The organism is Neobacillus jeddahensis, from assembly GCF_000612625.1.
Taxonomy (GTDB): Bacteria; Bacillota; Bacilli; order Bacillales; family Cytobacillaceae; genus Neobacillus; species Neobacillus jeddahensis.
This window is the reverse complement of record NZ_CCAS010000008.1, coordinates 1-17,297: the sequence shown is the minus strand read 5'-3', so window position 1 is coordinate 17,297 and position 17,297 is coordinate 1. Positions and strand designations below refer to the sequence as shown.

Genomic DNA, 17,297 nt, shown 5'->3' with positions numbered 1-17,297 from the left:
AATGATACGAACGGAAGAAATGTTATTAAACGTAGGTCCACAGCATCCAAGTACACACGGAGTATTCCGGCTGGTTGTGAAAATTGACGGGGAAATGATTACCGAAGCGACACCTGTGATTGGATATTTACACCGTGGAACTGAAAAAATTGCCGAAGATCTACAATATACCCAAATCATTCCCTACACCGACCGGATGGACTATTTGTCAGCCATGACGACTAACTATGTGATCTGTCATGCCGTTGAAACGATGATGGGCATTCAGGTGCCGGAACGGGCGGACTTTCTAAGGGTTCTTGCGATGGAATTAGGGCGGATTGCCAGTCATCTCGTGGCATGGGGCACTTATATCCTTGACCTTGGGGCAACGAGTCCATTTATTTATGCCTTCCGTGACCGGGAAATGATCATTAATATGCTGAATGAATTATCAGGTGCGCGCTTGACGTTCAACTATATGCGCGTTGGTGGTGTGAAGTGGGATGCGCCTGAGGGCTGGATTGAAAAAGTAAGAGATTTTGTTCCATATATGCGTGAACAGCTAAAGGGCTATCATTCGCTTGTTTCTGGAAATGAAATCTTTTTGGACCGGGTAAAGGGTGTTGGCAAGTACACGAAGGAAGAGGCGATTGCCTATTCATTGAGTGGGCCGAATTTGCGCAGTACCGGCGTGAAATGGGATCTCCGCAAAGATGAGCCGTACTCGGTATATGATCGCTTCGACTTTGACGTTCCGACGTCGGAGGATGGCGATTGCTTGGCACGCTACAGCTTAAGGCTGGATGAGATTGAACAGTCGTTGAGAATCGTGGAACAGGCGGTCGAGCAATTCCCAGCTGAGGGGGAAATCCTCGCGAAGGTTCCAAAAATTATTAAGGCACCAAAAGGGGAAGCATTTGTCAGAATTGAATCGCCACGTGGTGAAATTGGCTGCTATATTGCGAGCGATGGCAAAAAAGAACCGTATCGCTTAAAGTTTAGGAGACCATCATTCTACAATCTACAAATTCTCCCGAAATTATTGGTAGGCGAAAATATTGCCAACCTGATTGCCATTTTAGGGGCAGTAGATATTGTCCTTGGGGAGGTTGACGGCTAATGATTGAGGATTTACTCCAATCGAGTCCGGGCTGGGCTAACTTTGGGATATTCTTTTTACTAGCAGTTGTCTTACTTTTAGTCGTATTAGGGTTCGTTACATACGGAATTCTAGCCGAGCGGAAGGTCATGGGTTTCATGCAGTTGCGGCACGGGCCGAACCAGGTCGGTGGACGCTGGGGACTATTGCAAACCGTTGCGGACGTCTTGAAGCTGTTACTGAAAGAAGATATTATACCAAAAGCAGTCGATCGGCCCTTATTTATTCTCGCACCAGTGATTGCGTTCGCTCCATCGTTCATGGTGCTGGCAACGTTACCGTTCACCGACAAGTTCCAATTTGCTGATATCGGCGTCGGTTTGCTTTATTATATTGCCGTTTCTGGCTTGACCGTGTTTGGAATGCTGCTCGGCGGCTGGGCCTCTAATAACAAGTATGCACTACTCGGGGGCATGCGGGCAGCGGCGCAAATGATTTCTTATGAAATCCCGCTCGTTATGTCTGTGCTTGGCGTTATTTTGTTGTCAGGCAGCTTGAATTTAAATGAGATCGTTGCACGCCAAGAGCATGGCTGGTTTATGTTCTTGCAGCCGATTGGGTTTATTGTCTTTTTTATCGCATCCATTGCGGAATTGAACCGGACACCATTTGACTTACCGGAATCGGAGAATGAACTCGTAGCCGGGTTCCACGTGGAGTATTCAGGATTCCGCTGGGCGTTCTTTATGCTTTCAGAGTATGTGTACTTGTTCGGGATGTCGACGTTAATTACCGTTGTCTTCCTAGGAGGCTGGCTTGCACCGTTTGGGCTAACCTTTATCCCAGGAGCCATCTGGTTTGCACTTAAATTCAGTGTCGTCGTATTCGTATATATTTGGCTGCGAAGCACCCTACCGCGCTTCCGTGCCGACAGATTGATGGAATTCGGTTGGAAAGTATTACTGCCAATTGCCTTGGCAAATATCTTCCTAACGGCCATCCTCAAAACCATTTTTGGTGCCTGACACCAATGGTCACTTTAGAACTGTGATGATAGTGGAAAGGGCGTCTGTAGGGGGAAGAGAGTCAGCCTTACAAATGGTGCCTGACACCAATATCATCATTACCTACATTTAAACTGTACAAAGGGGTGAAAAACGTGCTTGGAGTATTTAAAGGCTTGAAATATACCCTGAAACAATTATCGCGCGAGAAGGTTACGTATGATTATCCGAATGAACCACTACCACTGCCAGATCGCTTTCGCGGTATTCAAAAGTTTTATCCGGAAAAGTGCATTGTTTGTAATCAATGCATGAACATTTGCCCGACAGAATGTATTAATCTCACGGGGAAAAAGCATCCAGATCCAACGAAAAAAGGGAAAATCATCGACACATACGACATTAACTTTGAAATATGCATCCTTTGTGACCTCTGCACGGAGGTTTGCCCAACAGAAGCCATCATCATGACCAATAACTTCGAACTCGCTGAATACAGCCGAGATATGTTATTTAAAAACCTAGAATGGTTAGATGAAAACGATGAAAACATACGGCAGGTGAATAAACCATGATATTTACAGGCGAATTCCTCGCTTTTATGGGACTCGCACTAGTGGCGATTATTGGCGGCGTGCTTCTGTTAAACCTTAACAAAGTCATTCATATGGTCGTTGCCTTAATCTTCACATTCGTCGCCATCGCGGGGATTTATGTGTTGCTATCAGCAGAATTTGTCGCAGCCGTCCAAATCTTAATTTATTCAGGCGCCATCACGATTATTATGCTATTCGGCATCATGTTAACGAAGCATGACGATGAAAGTGAGGCAAAATCAGGCAAATGGAGAAAGCTGTTCCTATTTTTAGGGATTCTGGGCTTTGCCTTTGCCGTCTACATTGGCATCTATAATTTCAATGTAGAGCAAGTTCCAACTAAATTACATGAAAACAATACGTTGCAAATTGGGGAAGCCCTTTACTCAAAATATATCATTCCATTTGAGTTAACCTCTGTATTACTATTAGTGGCGCTCGTTGGTTCGATCATCTTAGCAAAAAATGATAAGAAGAAGGAGGCGGATAAGGAATGAGTTCAATTCCCGCTTCAGCCTTCCTGGCACTAGCACTCATTTTATTTTGCATTGGGTTATATGGTGCCTTGACAAAGAAAAATACCGTTATCGTGTTGATTTCAATTGAATTAATGCTCAATGCTGTCAACATCAACCTTGTAACCTTTAGTAAATACGGCGTGGCTCCATCGATTACAGGTCAAATCTTTGCCCTATTTGCGATCAGCGTCGCAGCAGCAGAAGCAGCGGTCGGACTGGCGATCCTTATCGCCCTCTACCGCAACAAAAAAACCGTCAACATCGACGAAGTAGACACAATGAAAAACTAGATAGAACAAACGGGGTGTCAGGCACCATAAAAAGACATTCCCTTGGATTTGTCCACCTGAGACGGACATTGGTTCCGATTAAACGGAATGTCCACGCCAGGAGGACAAAAGGTGGAGTTTGTCCACGAAGGGTGCCAGGCACCATGTTCTATAAAGGGGATAGTGATAATGATGGAGAATGCATGGCTTATACCGCTTTTCCCGCTATTATCGTTTTTGATCCTTCTTCTATTCGGTAAGCGATTGAAGGAGGCGAGTGCGTATGTGGGGATTCTCTTCACATTGGCATCGCTCGTCTATTCAATTTTAGTATTATTCGAGCGCTTTTCAGAGCCAACTTATGGAACAAATTTTGAATGGCTCACGATAGGAGATCTGCATCTAACAGCGGGCTTTGAAGTCAATCAATTAAATGCATTGATGCTGGTAATCGTATCGCTCGTCAGTTTCTTAGTACATACCTACTCGAAAGGGTACATGCAGGGAGACGAGCGGTTTCCGGTATTCTATGCCTATTTAGGATTATTTACGTTTGCAATGCTCGGATTGGTTATTTCACCAAACCTGTTGCAAACCTACATCTTCTGGGAGCTTGTTGGAGTTGGTTCCTTCTTATTAATCGGGTTTTATTTTTACAAAGAAGAAGCTAGGGCCGCCGCGAAAAAGGCCTTTATCATGACTCGAATTGGCGACGTTGGCCTGTTCATCGGTATGATCCTCCTCTTCTGGCAAACGAAAAGCTTTGAATACAAGGAAATTTTCGCAGCAGTGGACGCCGGTGAGATTTCAACATCGATGATTACCTTGACCGCCATCTTAATCTTTATTGGCGCCGTCGGGAAATCCGGTCAGTTCCCGCTGCACACCTGGCTTCCAGACGCGATGGAAGGTCCGACACCTGTTTCGGCCCTCATCCATGCCGCTACGATGGTCGCAGCCGGGGTATACTTAGTTGCTTCCTTATTCCCACTGTTCGCCGCCAGCAAAACCGCCTTACTCACGATCGCTGTGATTGGCGCGTTTACCGCCATTTTTGCGGCCAGCATTGGTCTTGTGCAAACAGATATCAAACGCGTACTTGCCTATTCTACCGTTTCCCAGCTCGGCTATATGATGCTCGCGCTCGGGTCGGCCGGTTATGTGGCAGGCGTATTCCATTTAATGACACACGCCTTCTTCAAGGCCTTGCTATTCCTGGCAGCCGGCTCCGTGATTCACGCTGTGCACACCCAGAATATCGAGGAAATGGGCGGACTTTGGAAAAAATTAAAGCTGACAGGGCCGCTCTTCTTAATCGGAACACTTGCCATCAGTGGGGTGCCGTTATTTTCCGGCTTCTTCAGTAAAGACGAAATTTTAGCAGCGGCCTGGGAAGGAGGACATCCAATCCTTTTCTTGCTCGCACTAATCGCTGCGTTCATGACCGCTTTCTATATGTTCCGCTTGTTCTTCATGGTGTTCACCGGAGAAGCGCGCGGCAGCCAGAAGCATGTTCATGAATCACCAGCCAACATGACCTACCCAATGATTCTCCTTGGCGTCTTAGCGATCATTGCCGGTTATGTGAACACACCATGGTTTGGCACCTTCCTCGGCGACTGGCTCGTCGACGGCAACGAAGCACTGGCCCAGCACGGCCACATCGAAGGTCCCGTCTGGATCATGATTGCGGCAACGGTCGTATCCTTAGCGGGAATTTACCTTGCCTACTTGATGTACTACAAACGCTCGCTTGCCCGCAACTGGTTAAGCGGCACCGGCGATACCTTGCACACGATTGTCTTAAACAAATATTACGTTGACGAGTTTTACCAACTGACTGTTCTTGCGGCAACGACCGCAATCAGCTACTTCCTACGCTTCATTGATGTCTTCCTCGTTGAAGGACTTGTCAAGGGCGTGGTCGGAATCGTCCAAGGGCTGGGGAGAGCAGGCTCGAAACTGCAATCCGGCCAGGTTCAAACCTATGGGGCCGTCGCCTTCATCGGACTGGCACTGCTCGTCGTCATCTTTGCGTTCACAGGGGGGTACTTACGATGAATTTATCAGCTGTTCTTTCACTCCTAGTATTCTCCCCTTTACTAGGGATTATCGTTTTGGCGCTCATGCCAAAACAAGCAGAAAAGGCTATTAAAATAGTGGGCTTCCTAGGCACCTTGCCAGCGCTGTTCCTATCGCTGGCCGCCTATCTCCACTTCCAATGGGGCAAGGATCTGGCCGATTTTGCGGTCGCAAAACAGTGGATTCAATTCCGCGGTCTGAATGTCGATGAGCCATACTTTGCGGTTAACTATGAACTAGGCTTAAGCGGCTTTCAATTGCTGCTCGTCGCCCTGACCGCGATCGTCGCCACGTTATCGGCGATCGCAGCGGCCCGTTTTGTGAAAAAAGAATGGAAAGGCTATTTCATGCTGTTTCTACTATTAGAAATCGGTATGCTCGGCGTGTTCACAGCCGAAAACCTAATCCTATTCTTCATCTTTTTCGAAATCACCCTGATTCCAACCTTCTTCCTAATTGGAAAATGGGGCTATTTTGAAAAAGAAAAGGCAGCCTACAGCTTCTTAATCTATAACGGATTAGGCTCAGCTGTGCTCCTGATCGTAATCATGGTTCTTTTTGCGAAAACAGGCACGACCAATATTGATTTATTAACACAGATGATGGCCGACCCAAGCGCACCGCTGTCGAGCGACTTGAAACTAGGACTCTTCATCGCCCTATTAATAGCCTTTGGCGTCAAATTACCGATTTTTCCATTGCACAGCTGGATGCTGAAGGTGCACGTTCAAGCACCACCATCCGTGGTAATGATTCACTCTGGGATTCTCTTGAAAATTGGTGCGTACGGCTTAATCCGTTTCGGAATGGGGATTTTCCCAGAGCAGTTTGACCAATTGGCAACACTGATCGCCATCCTTGGGGTCATCAACCTCCTTTATGGGGCGTTCCTAGCGTTCATTCAAACCGACTTTAAAATGGTCTTGGCCTATTCATCGATTTCCCACATGGGGATCGTCTTGATCGGACTCGCGGCCATGAACCAGGCTGGCGTGCAGGGCGCAATTTTTCAAGTGGTCTCGCACGGCTTGATTTCCGCGTTGTTGTTCTTCCTAGTTGGGATCTTGTACGAGCGGACCGATACTTCGCTCATCGAGAACTTGGGTGGATTAGCGAAGGGAATGCCAATCGCTGCAGGCTTCTTGCTTGCTGCCGGGATGGCATCACTCGGACTGCCAGGCATGTCTGGCTTCGTCAGCGAATTTATGGCCTTCCTTGGTTTGTTTGAGGAAATGCCGTGGATCGCGGCAGTCGGTACAATCGGGATTATCATGACGGCTGCCTACTTGCTGCGGGCCATCTTAGGAATGACCTATGGTAAGGCACACCGTGAATTCACAGGCGTCCTCGACCTGAAGGGCGTGGAATTCGTGCCAGTTATCGTACTTATGCTATTAATCGTATTAATTGGTGTATATCCAAGTGTGCTAAGCTCTCCGTTACAAACGACACTTGAAACCATCATGCCAGGGTTAGGAGGGTGATGAAGGATGGATTTAGAGACATTGAAATCATTTGAGTGGAGCGTCATGACACCAGAGTTCATCATCCTCGGTGTTGCGGCCCTACTAACATTACTAGATTTATTTTTACCAAAAAAAATGGATCGACGCATCCTCGGCTGGATCGGGATAGTCGGCATTTTAGCCGCCATCCTTTCGGTTGCAAGCTTGCTTAACGTCGAGTCGACATCCATCTTAGATGATAGCTTTACCTTTGATGCATTTGGAAAATCCTTCAAGCTTATCTTGCTTGTCGGTTCCGCGCTTGTTATGTTTTTAGCCATCAGCTATGACGCGAAGGAAGGTATGGAAGACTATCGCGGTGAGTTTTACTATTTATTCCTATCGGCCTTGCTTGGCGCGATGATTATGACCTCAAGCGGTGACTTAATTACGTTATTCATCGGGTTGGAGTTATTAACCGTTTCATCTTATATTTTGGCGGGCATTCGCAAGCACAATCTCCAATCAAACGAATCGGCGATGAAATACGTCATCAATGGCGGAATTTCCACCGCGATCACCTTGTTTGGGATGAGCTATGTGTACGGATTAACCGGCACGACCAATCTATTTGAGATTGCCAACAAGCTGGCGGCTGTTACCAATGGACAGCAAGCCTACTTACTCGGCCTTGCCTTCTTGATGATCTTTGTTGGTCTCTCGTTTAAATTGGCCGCGGCTCCGTTCCATATGTGGGCCCCGGACGTTTATCAAGGGGCACCGACCCCGGTAACGGCTTTCTTGAGCGTTATTTCAAAATCGGCCGGCTTTGTCATCGTGATTCGCATCTTGATCTCGGTGTTTTACAATGCAGCACCAACGGACAATGGAGAGGGCATTCTCTTTAAAATGCATGATTACCTTGCCGTCATTGCGGCTGTCACGATGATCATCGGGAACGTGGTCGCCTTAAAGCAAACGAATATTAAACGGCTGTTCGCGTACTCCAGTATCGCTCATGCCGGCTACATCCTTGTCGCCTTAACGACGATGAGCTCGAACTTGTTATACTCGATCTGGTTCTACCTGCTTGCATATATGTTGATGAACCTCGGTGCCTTTGCCGTGATCCAAGTGGTCACCGAGCAGGCTGGTTCCTCGAAGATTTCTGATTTCGCTGGACTTGCACGCCGCTCGCCGATTTTGGCCGTACTTATGGGAATCTTGCTCGTGTCCTTGGCCGGCTTCCCGGGCACAGCTGGTTTCATCGGCAAACTGAACATCTTTGTCGGCGCTTTCTACGGCACACCGCACTATGTGCTGGCCGCCATCATGATTGCGACGACCGTTATCTCATATTTCTACTATTTCGGGATCATGACGCAAATGTTCTTCCGTCCGGCAAGCGACGAACGCAAGCTGAACATTCCGTTTGGCATTGTCGTCGTCCTGCTAGTCGCAGTCGTGGGCTCCATCTTGTTCGGCATCATGCCAAACATTGCGCTTGACTTCTTGAACAACCTGCACTAACCTTTGGGGAATAAACCCAGGTTTGCTATCAAGCCTCGGTTCTGTGCTCTTTAAAATGTGGTACTTGGAATAGTCTATGAAACTAGGCAGGCTGCCTTGGGGAAGGCAGCCTGTCAGGAATCAGAAGTGGGAGAAAGTGTCAAATGCTTCGGCAGGGGGCTGAAGCAGTCAAATCAAAGAGGTTATTATAAGAAAAGAAGAGGCTAGGGGTAGCCTCTTCTTTTTATTATGCATAAGGGGTCAGTCCCCCGCTACATAAAAGCGTTGATTCAATGGGGGTCAGGCCCCAGCTTGTCGGGTCGATGCAAACTTCTATTCGTTATCTACCTCATCTTTTTTTTCACCATCACTGATGCCATTATCCTGATCAACGCCGTCACCGACGCCGTGCTCCTCTAATTCAGTTTCCACGTCCTCCTGAATATCCTTTAAATTTTCCTTCGCTTCTTTTAAAGAGTCATTGGCATCCTTTTTGGTATCCTCAGCTTTCTCTTTCGTATCTTGATCGACGGCATCCTTTTGCTCGCCATCACTAATGCCATTATCCTGGTCAATCCCATCGCCGCAGCCGGCCAAACCGCCAAACGTTAACAATGCCGCCATTCCACTTACTACTAATGCCTTTTTATTCATATCGTTTCCTCCTTTAGTTTCATGTGTTGGTGAGTATATTCCCTCCGCACTAAGAAGTGAAACCATTTTTAAAAGAATAGTAGACTTCTCCATTTAATAGGGGGCAATGTTTAAAAAATGATCGACAGGGTATGACAACAAAGGACGAATACGAGAAGATGGAAAAGGAGAGATGTGAAATGAATGTAAGAGATATGATGGCAGGCTGGTACATATACACGGATAAAATTCCCCAGCTACTATTAGCCCTGCTCGTCTTAGCAGTCGGCTGGCTGATAGCGAAATGGCTGGGAAATATCGTCGAAGCTGGCCTAAAGAAAACAAGCCTGGATAATAAGTTATTTTCCAGCCTCGGCAATCGAACGTACACGTCCGAACGGATCATTGGAAAAATAGTTTACTATACGTTATTAGTCATTGTTTGGATTATCTTCTTTAATATGCTCCACCTTAGTTTCATTGCTGAACCGTTAGTCCGAATGGTATCAATGATGACAGCGGCGATCCCGCATCTATTAAAAGCTGCCCTCATTCTACTTTTTGCCTGGGTTGCAGCAATGGCATTACGCTTTCTGTTTAAAAAAGCAGCCACCTTCGTTCGCTTACAGTATAGACTTGTGAAATGGAAAATGGCCCCTGGCGAACAGGAAGCCTACCGTAAAGTGGACGGTCTGGCACAAGCAATCTACTACCTGGTCCTGCTGTTATTTTTACCAGCGGTACTGAGTGCATTGGAAATGGAAGGGGTCTCTGAACCGTTCTCCCATGTCCTTGCGACCATGCTTGCGTTTATTCCAAAGCTATTTGCGGCTGCACTCATTGTGTTCGTCGGCTGGATTATTGCCAAGATTGTCCGCGATATTGTCACTAACTTTTTAAAAAGCATTGGGATAGACCGGCTCGGTGAGCGCTTCGGGTTGATGAAGAATGGCGAAGAAGCGACGAGTCTCGCCGCGGTGATCGGCCACATTGTTTTTATCCTCATTATGATTCCAACGATTATTACGGCATTAGAAAAATTAGCGTTGACCGGCATTTCGGCACCGGCAATTGCGATGCTCGATAAGATTGTGACGTTAATTCCTAATATCGTTGTAGCGGTTCTGCTTTTATTAGTGGGGATTTGGCTAGGAAAATGGGTCGAAAAATTAGTCTCACAAATGCTATGGCGGCTGCGCTTCGATAGTGTCCTACATCAGATTGGTCTTGGGACGCTAACACCGGAACCATCGAAAACGAGCTTGTCCCAGCTTGTCGGCATCCTCGCCAAAATAGTGGTCGTACTCTTATTTACGGTCGAGGCTTTACAAATTGTCCACTTAAACTTTGTAGTAACCTTGGCAACAGGGGTAATTGCCTATCTACCGATGTTGTTTGCCGCCATTTTAATTCTCGGCGTTGGCTTTTATGTAGGTCATCTTGTTGAGCGGCTGGTCAAATCGCTAGTCAAACATAGCCAGGCGCGCACCCTTGCTGGAATTGCCAAGTATACGATTGTAGTGATTACAGTGTTTATGGCCTTAGATCAACTGGGCGTCGCGCATTCGATTGTCAATGCGGCCTTCATTCTTATCTTAGGCGGATTGGCGCTTGCCTTTGGCCTGGCATTCGGCCTCGGCGGCAAAGCGTTTGCCAGTAAATACTTAGAGAAGCTCGACGATAAAATTGATGAGGGAAAACCTCACTCATAGAAACAACAATCCGAAGTCTGAGGGGGCTTCGGATTGTTTGTTTGTTGGCGGGAAACGGTCTTCATCGAGGGGGTGAAGATCCAAACGAGAGATAGCAGGTCCCCTTAATAAAAACTACTTCAAAATAGATGCCCCAGCCCGTCACGACATTCCTTCACCGACTCCTGGCAGCTGGTCATTTAGTTTTTCCCTCATAATACTAATATCGGTTGGGAATGTTTGTCCGAGCACCATTTCCATGCCATAAATCAAGAGCAGATCCCCCTCCTGGAGGGCGGTATCATAAACATCCTTTCTAATCATCACATCACCGCGTTGAATAAACAAAACCACCAAATCGAGCTCGTCAAGCCCGCTGACGGCCTGATTAAGCGTCTGGTCAACGAGCGGGGAATCCTGATAAAGATGAAGATTCAACAGGGCATCTTCTTTATTTTTCAAAAAGACCTCGCGGAGCGGCATGTCCGCGAGGTCAACCTTATCCTCTAGCCGGCGCTTAAAAAGATCACCGAACCATTGCTGGATCCGCGCTAGCTTTAACACGACAAAGAGGACAAGAACAACTGTGGCGCAAGTTACAATTTCCTTCGTTCGCAGTCCTTCAGACAGGAATTGACTGATCGAAGAAATAACCACGGCGAGCGAGAAGGCGCCAAACAAAATCAAAAAGGTTGCCAATTTTCGGCGAACCGGATGCCCCAAAATGAGTTCGGATTCTCCAGTCGTAAAGCCCGTCCCGGTCATCATTGAAATGACCTGAAACCTGGAAACCTCCACCTTCAGTCCGGTTAAGCGAAATAGAATCACAAAGATCTCAATCACCGCCAGGATAATCACAAAATAGATGAACAGAAAAAGTACATTCATTTTTCCACCTCACATAAAAATAGTTGGGGCGACTCGGCCCCAACTGCTTTTCCCCATTACTGGATTTTTTCATTATAAAATTGGACGGAATACATCGCGCCTTCACTGACCATGTTGTTATCGTCAATATCGTGAGGATGTGGGTTACCACCTTTTTCAATCGGTAACTCCTCACTTTTTTCAAAAACAGTCGGGATCATCTTTCGCTTCCATTCTCGCAAAAACGTTTCCGCTTTAATGCGATTCGGTTTATTCGACAACCACATCGCTGCCGATGCCCCAATCCCAACGATCGCCAAGGAACTCATACTTACGACTCGCTTCATATCCAATCCCTCCTTTAGATTTACTACTATACATACCCGTCTATTTAATAAGTAAACCTAGTTACGAAGTTTCAGCGTGGCAAATAGGGGGGATGTATTCCTAAAAAGGAGTGGTTCCGTGGATAGTGGTGCGAGCAAGTGGCAATGGGTACAGCTGCACTGGAATAAGCTGGACAGGATGGAGCAGGATGAATCCTTACATACATGGCTGGGGCAGGTCGAGAAAAATAAAACAAATTGCCTGCGTGTCGGTGAAAAGGTGCTGAGGGGTTCGCTGATTTATCAACAAAATTTTTCCGAGGAAGACGATCATAAGATTTTTCACTTTTATTTGACCATCGACCGGCTCGTGACTGTTGAACTGGATTGGTCCGCGTTTACCCTATTGAATCAGGAGGAGCTGTTTCAGCAAATGAAGCGGACTGGCAATGCAATCGACGGCTTTTTGCTTTTTTTAGGCGAGCTGATGAATGAAATGCTCAGTGAAATTGATCAATTTGAAGAGGCCCTGAAAAACCTGATTTGGAGCGTCCGCAAGCGCAATGAAACGAGCATCCTTGAGCAGGTTTATCGGCGCCGGCATGACCTGCTTATTTGGAAAAATCTACTGATACCGATGAATGAAGTGAGAATGGCGATTGATGAACTGGACTTCGTTGGTGTTAATGAGGGAAAGGTGTTTACGACGACCTGTAAACGGATCAACCGGGCGATGACGCTGCTCAGTGAGTATGAGCATGAGCTCGATGCCTTGATCAATCTAGAGGAGGTCATCTCTTCCCATCGCGGCAATGAGATTATGAAAACCTTAACAGTAATGACGACGATTTTTACGCCGATCATGGCCTTCGGGTCTTTATGGGGGATGAATTTCAAGCATATGCCTGGGCTCGACTGGCGTTTTGGCTACGTTCTCTCGATCGTTCTCATCGTTGTTTCAACACTTCTACTGTATGGGTATTTAAAAATGAGGGGCTGGACGGGCGACCTTTTAAAGGGGAAAAAGAAAGGTTCATTTTTCAAATAGGTGTACGGTTAAAGCCCACTATGTTGAACAGGCAAGATGAACTGAGCATCAAAGAAAGTCGAAAAATAGGTTTCGGAGTCGGGTGATGGTGGTACAACACTATCAAGGTTATAAACTAGCTAACCTAACTGAAGAATCCAGTGAAACGAGAGAGGGTGATGTAAATATGTGGTTGCCTATTCGAACGACCTTGTAGTCACTAGAGAAGCAGCAATCTCAAAAAACAAGGAGGATGATGGAAATGGATAAACATCTAACTGATTTAGAAAATCAAGAACACAAAGGGTTTATGAGTGGAACGGGTCAGAAACAGGATGCAGCCAATAAGAATTCCGAACAAGACGAGGAGAACTTTCACCAGCCGCTGAAAGGACCCGAGGAGATTCAACAATTGTTAGGCCAGCACGATGGAAAGCTTACCTCCGGCCAAGATGATCGCCCTCCTCAAAGTCAGGAAGGCGAATCTGCCCCGCTGAAGGTGAATAAGGATCTGGATCAGCGCTATGGACACAGGATGGATGAGGGTGCACCAGATCAGCGTAGAAGAGTTGACGAAGGTGCATGCGAGCATGGCAACGAAGGGCAGCAAATGGATCAAGAAGGAGCACCTGAAAAAAACACCAACGATGAGCGTCACAAAGATGGTCGTGATGAAGAAGATAACCGCAGATACGGAGATGACATCTCGATCCAAGCTGATCGTCATATGCAAGATGATGCTGATCAGAGGGAGTCAAGGCAAAACTGACCACATGAACATCGATAAAATATACAAAGAGGCTTGCCCAGAACTAGGGCAAGCCTCCACTAGTTGTTTAGACGAAAAAAAGCGCCCCTATGAAAGGGCGCTGTCCAATTATTGTAGCGGATCGGGGGTGAGTTCGTCTTCGTCCTGAAGCTCGGTGCCGGTCTTTGCCTGTTTCATTTCCTTGCCAAGCCGCTTCATTTCGGTTAAATCCTGAGCCATCGAACTATTATTAGCGGATGTGACCTCGATCTTAATATCGATGCCATCCTTTTTCGGTTGCTTGAAGTCTGCCATCTTTCAACACTCCTATCCTAGTAGATTGCTATTCCCACTCTATCTACCCTATTTTTATAAAAATAAAACAGGCTAGGTCGGATGATCTATTCGAGCAAATAGCATATTTTGGTATAATACGAGAAAGTTCTTTGGGCAGCCAGCAGCTGGTAAGCCCCTTCATTTTTATTTTTAAAAAAAATAGGTTTAGACCTGTGACGATGCGGGTATGTAACAACTAAATAAACTCAGAGGTGATGAGGATATGAATCTGAACGTAGATAAACATCAGAATGAAGTGGAAATAGCGGTGCAGGTGGCGGGCGAAATCGATGCCTTTACGGCTCCAAAGCTACGAGAGGAATTATTGCCGCTAGCTGAAGGGAAAAATAAAATCATGACGATCAATCTTAAGGATGTGTCCTATTTAGACAGTACCGGACTAGGGGTATTTGTCGGCCTCTTCAAACAGCTGAAGAAAAATGACGGCGAACTAAGACTGGTGGAAATGTCGGATCGACTAAAGCGCCTTTTCGAAATTACTGGTTTAAGCAATATCTTAAATATATCGGCAAATTCAGAGGGTGGGGGACGATGAACAAGTGATGGATTATATTGAAATGAAGATTCCAGCAAAGCCGGAATACGTTGGTGTGATCAGATTGACGATTTCAGGGATTACAAGCCGGATGGGATATACATATGAGGAAATCGAGGATATTAAAATTGCTCTTAGCGAAGCTTGTACAAATGCTGTCCAGCATGCCTACCCTGAGGAGGAAGGCGGCGAGGTGATTATCGGCTTTGGCATTTATGAGGACAAGCTTGAAATGATGGTGTCCGATAGTGGTAAGAGCTTTAATTTTTTGCAAACGAAAAATGAACTAGGCCCGTATACCGCATCAAGTACGGTGGAGCAGCTTGCAGAGGGGGGTTTAGGGCTATATTTGATCGAAACGCTCATGGATGAGGTTCATGTCTTGAATCATTCTGGCGTAACAGTCTTCATGGTGAAGTACCTGAGTGGGGAGCGTGAAGTCCATGGCACAACTGCCTCGACCCATGAAACGAACTAAAGAGGAAATCGATGCCTTAATCTTAGAGTTTCAGGAGACTGAAAGTTCAATAGCGCAAACCATCTTGGTTGAGAATTACACCGCCTTAGTGGCGAGCTTGGCAAGAAAGTATTCTAAGGGAAGAAATTTTCATGAAGATATTATGCAAGTGGGAATGGTGGGGTTATTGGCGGCGATCCGCAGATATGATCCAGAACTGGGAAAATCGTTCGAATCTTATTTGATTCCAACTGTGATCGGGGAAATTAAACGCTTTTTGCGCGATAAGACGTGGAGTGTCCATGTGCCAAGACGGATCAAGGAAGTCTGGCCAAAGGTGAAGACGGTCGTCGATGAACTGACCAATCAATATCAACGGTCACCAAAAATCCAGGAAATTGCCGCCTATCTCGACATTTCTGAGGAGGAAGTGTTAGAGGCGATGGAAATGGGAAAAAGTTATCAGGCAGCGTCGGTTGACCATCCAATTGAAACAGGGTCTGAGGGCAGCACGATGACGACCTTGGATATGATCGGATCACAGGATGCGGGCTTTGAAAAAGTGGATCAAAGGCTGTTGCTGGAGAGCGCACTGCATGTGCTCTCAGAACGAGAGCGGGAAATTATCCACTGCACGTATATCGCTAACAAGAGCCAGAAAGAAACAGGCGAGCAACTAGGAATCTCACAAATGCATGTCTCCCGCCTGCAAAGAAAAGCGATCGCCAAACTACGTAAAGCCCTCACCACCGACAACTATCAAGGAATAAACGATAGATAACAGCAATCGGCACGCAAACATCAGTCGGTTTGCCTTAAAGACGTGATTGATTGACACTATTGGAATAGTGGAGATAAAGCAAATGGTGTCAGGTACCAATTTACAATTTTAGGAAAATTTTGGTTTATGCGTGCTGACAGTAGAGGGGATGGCTATGAATATTGTCATTGTGGACGATAATGTCACGAATTTAATGATTATTGAGAAAATTCTGCAGAAGGCTGGTTATCATCAATTGGTGTTACTGTCCTCTGCCAGGAAGTTATATGATTATTTGCAGCTTGAGACCCAGAAACCCGTCGAGGTCCCGGTCGATTTGATTTTAATGGATTTAATGATGCCGGAAATTGATGGCATGGAAGCGTGCCGAACCGTTCTAGCCAATGAACGGTTCCATGACCTGCCGATTATATTTGTCACTGCGATGGGAGATTCTTATAAGATGGCGGAGGCGATGGATGCCGGTGCGCTGGATTATGTGATGAAGCCGATCAATAAGGTCGAGCTCTTGGCCCGGATCCGTTCTGTCCTCCGCCTCAAGTACGAGAAGGATTTACGGAAGGAACGCGATAAGCGGATCCAATATGAGCTGGACTTGGCCAAGCAGGTGCAGCGAAGCATGTTAAGTGCGCCGATCGAAGCAGGCGATGTGTCCATTTCCGCCGTCTACAAGCCTTCATTTGAACTGGCTGGTGACTTGTATGCTTGGTATCAGATTAGCCCGCATCGCTATGGGGTGATTTTGCTCGATATGATGGGACATGGGATTTCTTCCTCACTCGTTTGCATGTACATTTATTCGGCGCTCAAGGACACAATCACGGGCATGGTCGATCCAGAGGACGTGATGAAGGAATTGAATCGCCGCATGAACCAGCTGCATTTGCCTGATAGTTTGATCAATTACTATTTTACGGCGATTTATTTTGTGCTTGATACGGAGCAGCAGACGATTGAGTATGTGAATGCCGGTCATCCGGCTGGAATTGCCATCGTCGATGATAAGGTAAAGCTGTTGGACGAAGGCTGTTGTGCGCTTGGCTTTTTTGAGGAGATCGAGGTCAAGAAGGGAATCATCCCTTACCAGCAGGGGGCCCGGATTTTGCTGTTTACGGATGGGCTGTCGGAATGGCTCGAGGATGAATATGGGGATGCGTCTGCGATGCTGGTTCATTGTTTACAGGAGCCGGGAATGAGGGATGCGGAAGGTGTCTTGCAGTGTCTTCAACTAAGCTCCCAGCAGCTAAATGCTCCAAAGGATGATATGTGCTTAGTGATGATTTCGACGAATGGGTAATAGGGGAAGGGGTCGCAGTTGAGCGGGAGTTGCCGTTTTGGCTGTGGCTTCTTTTTATTTTGAGAAGATGGTAC

The 17,297-nt window shown here is 46.5% G+C and carries 19 protein-coding genes; 15 read left to right on the top strand and 4 right to left on the bottom strand.

The features are described from left to right. The first annotated feature begins 1 nt into the window (after position 1). The 8 genes from TY15_RS05515 (at position 2) to nuoN (ending at position 8,525) form a co-directional block, all read left to right on the top strand. Positions 2-1,102, top strand: a complete 1,101-nt coding sequence (locus tag TY15_RS05515) for an NADH-quinone oxidoreductase subunit D (RefSeq protein WP_040207027.1) — start codon at positions 2-4, stop codon at positions 1,100-1,102. Continuing rightward, a complete protein-coding gene (nuoH, locus tag TY15_RS05510; RefSeq protein WP_040207030.1) occupies positions 1,102-2,106 on the top strand; it encodes an NADH-quinone oxidoreductase subunit NuoH in 1,005 nt (334 codons plus the stop codon). Before TY15_RS05515 ends, nuoH begins: the two co-directional genes overlap by 1 nt. A gap of 134 nt (positions 2,107-2,240) precedes the next feature. Beyond that, positions 2,241-2,660, top strand: coding sequence for an NADH-quinone oxidoreductase subunit NuoI (gene nuoI, locus TY15_RS05505; protein ID WP_040207032.1), 420 nt, complete (start codon positions 2,241-2,243; stop codon positions 2,658-2,660). Continuing rightward, entirely contained in the window at positions 2,657-3,178 is a 522-nt protein-coding gene (locus TY15_RS05500) for an NADH-quinone oxidoreductase subunit J (RefSeq protein WP_040207035.1), read from the top strand. The genes nuoI and TY15_RS05500 overlap by 4 nt, the downstream gene beginning before the upstream one ends. Then, on the top strand, positions 3,175-3,489 hold the full coding sequence (nuoK, locus tag TY15_RS05495; RefSeq protein ID WP_040207038.1) for an NADH-quinone oxidoreductase subunit NuoK: 315 nt from the start codon (positions 3,175-3,177) through the stop codon (positions 3,487-3,489). Before TY15_RS05500 ends, nuoK begins: the two co-directional genes overlap by 4 nt. 168 nt (positions 3,490-3,657) lie before the next feature. Beyond that, complete coding sequence (gene nuoL, locus TY15_RS05490) at positions 3,658-5,529, top strand: NADH-quinone oxidoreductase subunit L (protein ID WP_040207039.1); 1,872 nt, start codon at positions 3,658-3,660, stop codon at positions 5,527-5,529. Then, positions 5,526-7,034: an NADH-quinone oxidoreductase subunit M gene (locus TY15_RS05485; RefSeq protein WP_040207040.1), complete on the top strand. Its 1,509-nt coding sequence runs from the start codon at positions 5,526-5,528 to the stop codon at positions 7,032-7,034. Before nuoL ends, TY15_RS05485 begins: the two co-directional genes overlap by 4 nt. Positions 7,035-7,040: 6 nt before the next feature. Further along, a complete protein-coding gene (nuoN, locus tag TY15_RS05480; protein ID WP_040207042.1) occupies positions 7,041-8,525 on the top strand; it encodes an NADH-quinone oxidoreductase subunit NuoN in 1,485 nt (494 codons plus the stop codon). A 312-nt stretch (positions 8,526-8,837) separates the two neighbouring features. Here nuoN and TY15_RS05475 read toward each other — a convergent pair whose 3' ends face one another. Then, positions 8,838-9,158, bottom strand: coding sequence for a hypothetical protein (locus TY15_RS05475; RefSeq protein ID WP_040207043.1), 321 nt, complete (start codon positions 9,156-9,158; stop codon positions 8,838-8,840). 179 nt (positions 9,159-9,337) lie between these two features. On the opposite strand from TY15_RS05475, the gene TY15_RS05470 reads away from it, so the two are divergent. Continuing rightward, complete coding sequence (locus tag TY15_RS05470) at positions 9,338-10,849, top strand: mechanosensitive ion channel (protein ID WP_040207221.1); 1,512 nt, start codon at positions 9,338-9,340, stop codon at positions 10,847-10,849. A 141-nt stretch (positions 10,850-10,990) separates the two neighbouring features. Here TY15_RS05470 and TY15_RS05465 read toward each other — a convergent pair whose 3' ends face one another. Further along, complete coding sequence (locus TY15_RS05465) at positions 10,991-11,716, bottom strand: hypothetical protein (RefSeq protein WP_052353706.1); 726 nt, start codon at positions 11,714-11,716, stop codon at positions 10,991-10,993. 56 nt (positions 11,717-11,772) lie between these two features. Continuing rightward, positions 11,773-12,042 carry a hypothetical protein gene (locus TY15_RS05460; RefSeq protein ID WP_040207044.1) on the bottom strand — a complete coding sequence of 90 codons (270 nt, stop codon included), beginning with the start codon at positions 12,040-12,042 and terminating at the stop codon, positions 11,773-11,775. A 178-nt stretch (positions 12,043-12,220) separates the two neighbouring features. Between TY15_RS05460 and TY15_RS05455 the strand changes: the two genes are divergently transcribed. Continuing rightward, complete coding sequence (locus tag TY15_RS05455) at positions 12,221-13,069, top strand: magnesium transporter CorA family protein (RefSeq protein ID WP_392391372.1); 849 nt, start codon at positions 12,221-12,223, stop codon at positions 13,067-13,069. Between the two features lie 241 nt (positions 13,070-13,310). Further along, on the top strand, positions 13,311-13,817 hold the full coding sequence (locus TY15_RS05450) for a hypothetical protein (protein ID WP_040207048.1): 507 nt from the start codon (positions 13,311-13,313) through the stop codon (positions 13,815-13,817). Between the two features lie 108 nt (positions 13,818-13,925). Here TY15_RS05450 and TY15_RS05445 read toward each other — a convergent pair whose 3' ends face one another. Continuing rightward, positions 13,926-14,111, bottom strand: a complete 186-nt coding sequence (locus TY15_RS05445; protein WP_040207050.1) for a hypothetical protein — start codon at positions 14,109-14,111, stop codon at positions 13,926-13,928. Between the two features lie 244 nt (positions 14,112-14,355). Between TY15_RS05445 and TY15_RS05440 the strand changes: the two genes are divergently transcribed. The 4 genes from TY15_RS05440 to TY15_RS05425 all read left to right on the top strand — a co-directional run bounded on the left by TY15_RS05440 (position 14,356) and on the right by TY15_RS05425 (position 17,223). After that, positions 14,356-14,688: an anti-sigma factor antagonist gene (locus TY15_RS05440; protein ID WP_040207053.1), complete on the top strand. Its 333-nt coding sequence runs from the start codon at positions 14,356-14,358 to the stop codon at positions 14,686-14,688. A 7-nt stretch (positions 14,689-14,695) separates the two neighbouring features. Beyond that, positions 14,696-15,166, top strand: coding sequence for an anti-sigma B factor RsbW (rsbW, locus tag TY15_RS05435; RefSeq protein WP_040207224.1), 471 nt, complete (start codon positions 14,696-14,698; stop codon positions 15,164-15,166). Continuing rightward, entirely contained in the window at positions 15,132-15,926 is a 795-nt protein-coding gene (sigB, locus tag TY15_RS05430; protein ID WP_040207055.1) for an RNA polymerase sigma factor SigB, read from the top strand. The genes rsbW and sigB overlap by 35 nt, the downstream gene beginning before the upstream one ends. Before the next feature lie 154 nt (positions 15,927-16,080). Next, positions 16,081-17,223, top strand: a complete 1,143-nt coding sequence (locus TY15_RS05425) for a PP2C family protein-serine/threonine phosphatase (protein ID WP_040207056.1) — start codon at positions 16,081-16,083, stop codon at positions 17,221-17,223. Positions 17,224-17,297 lie beyond the last annotated feature (74 nt).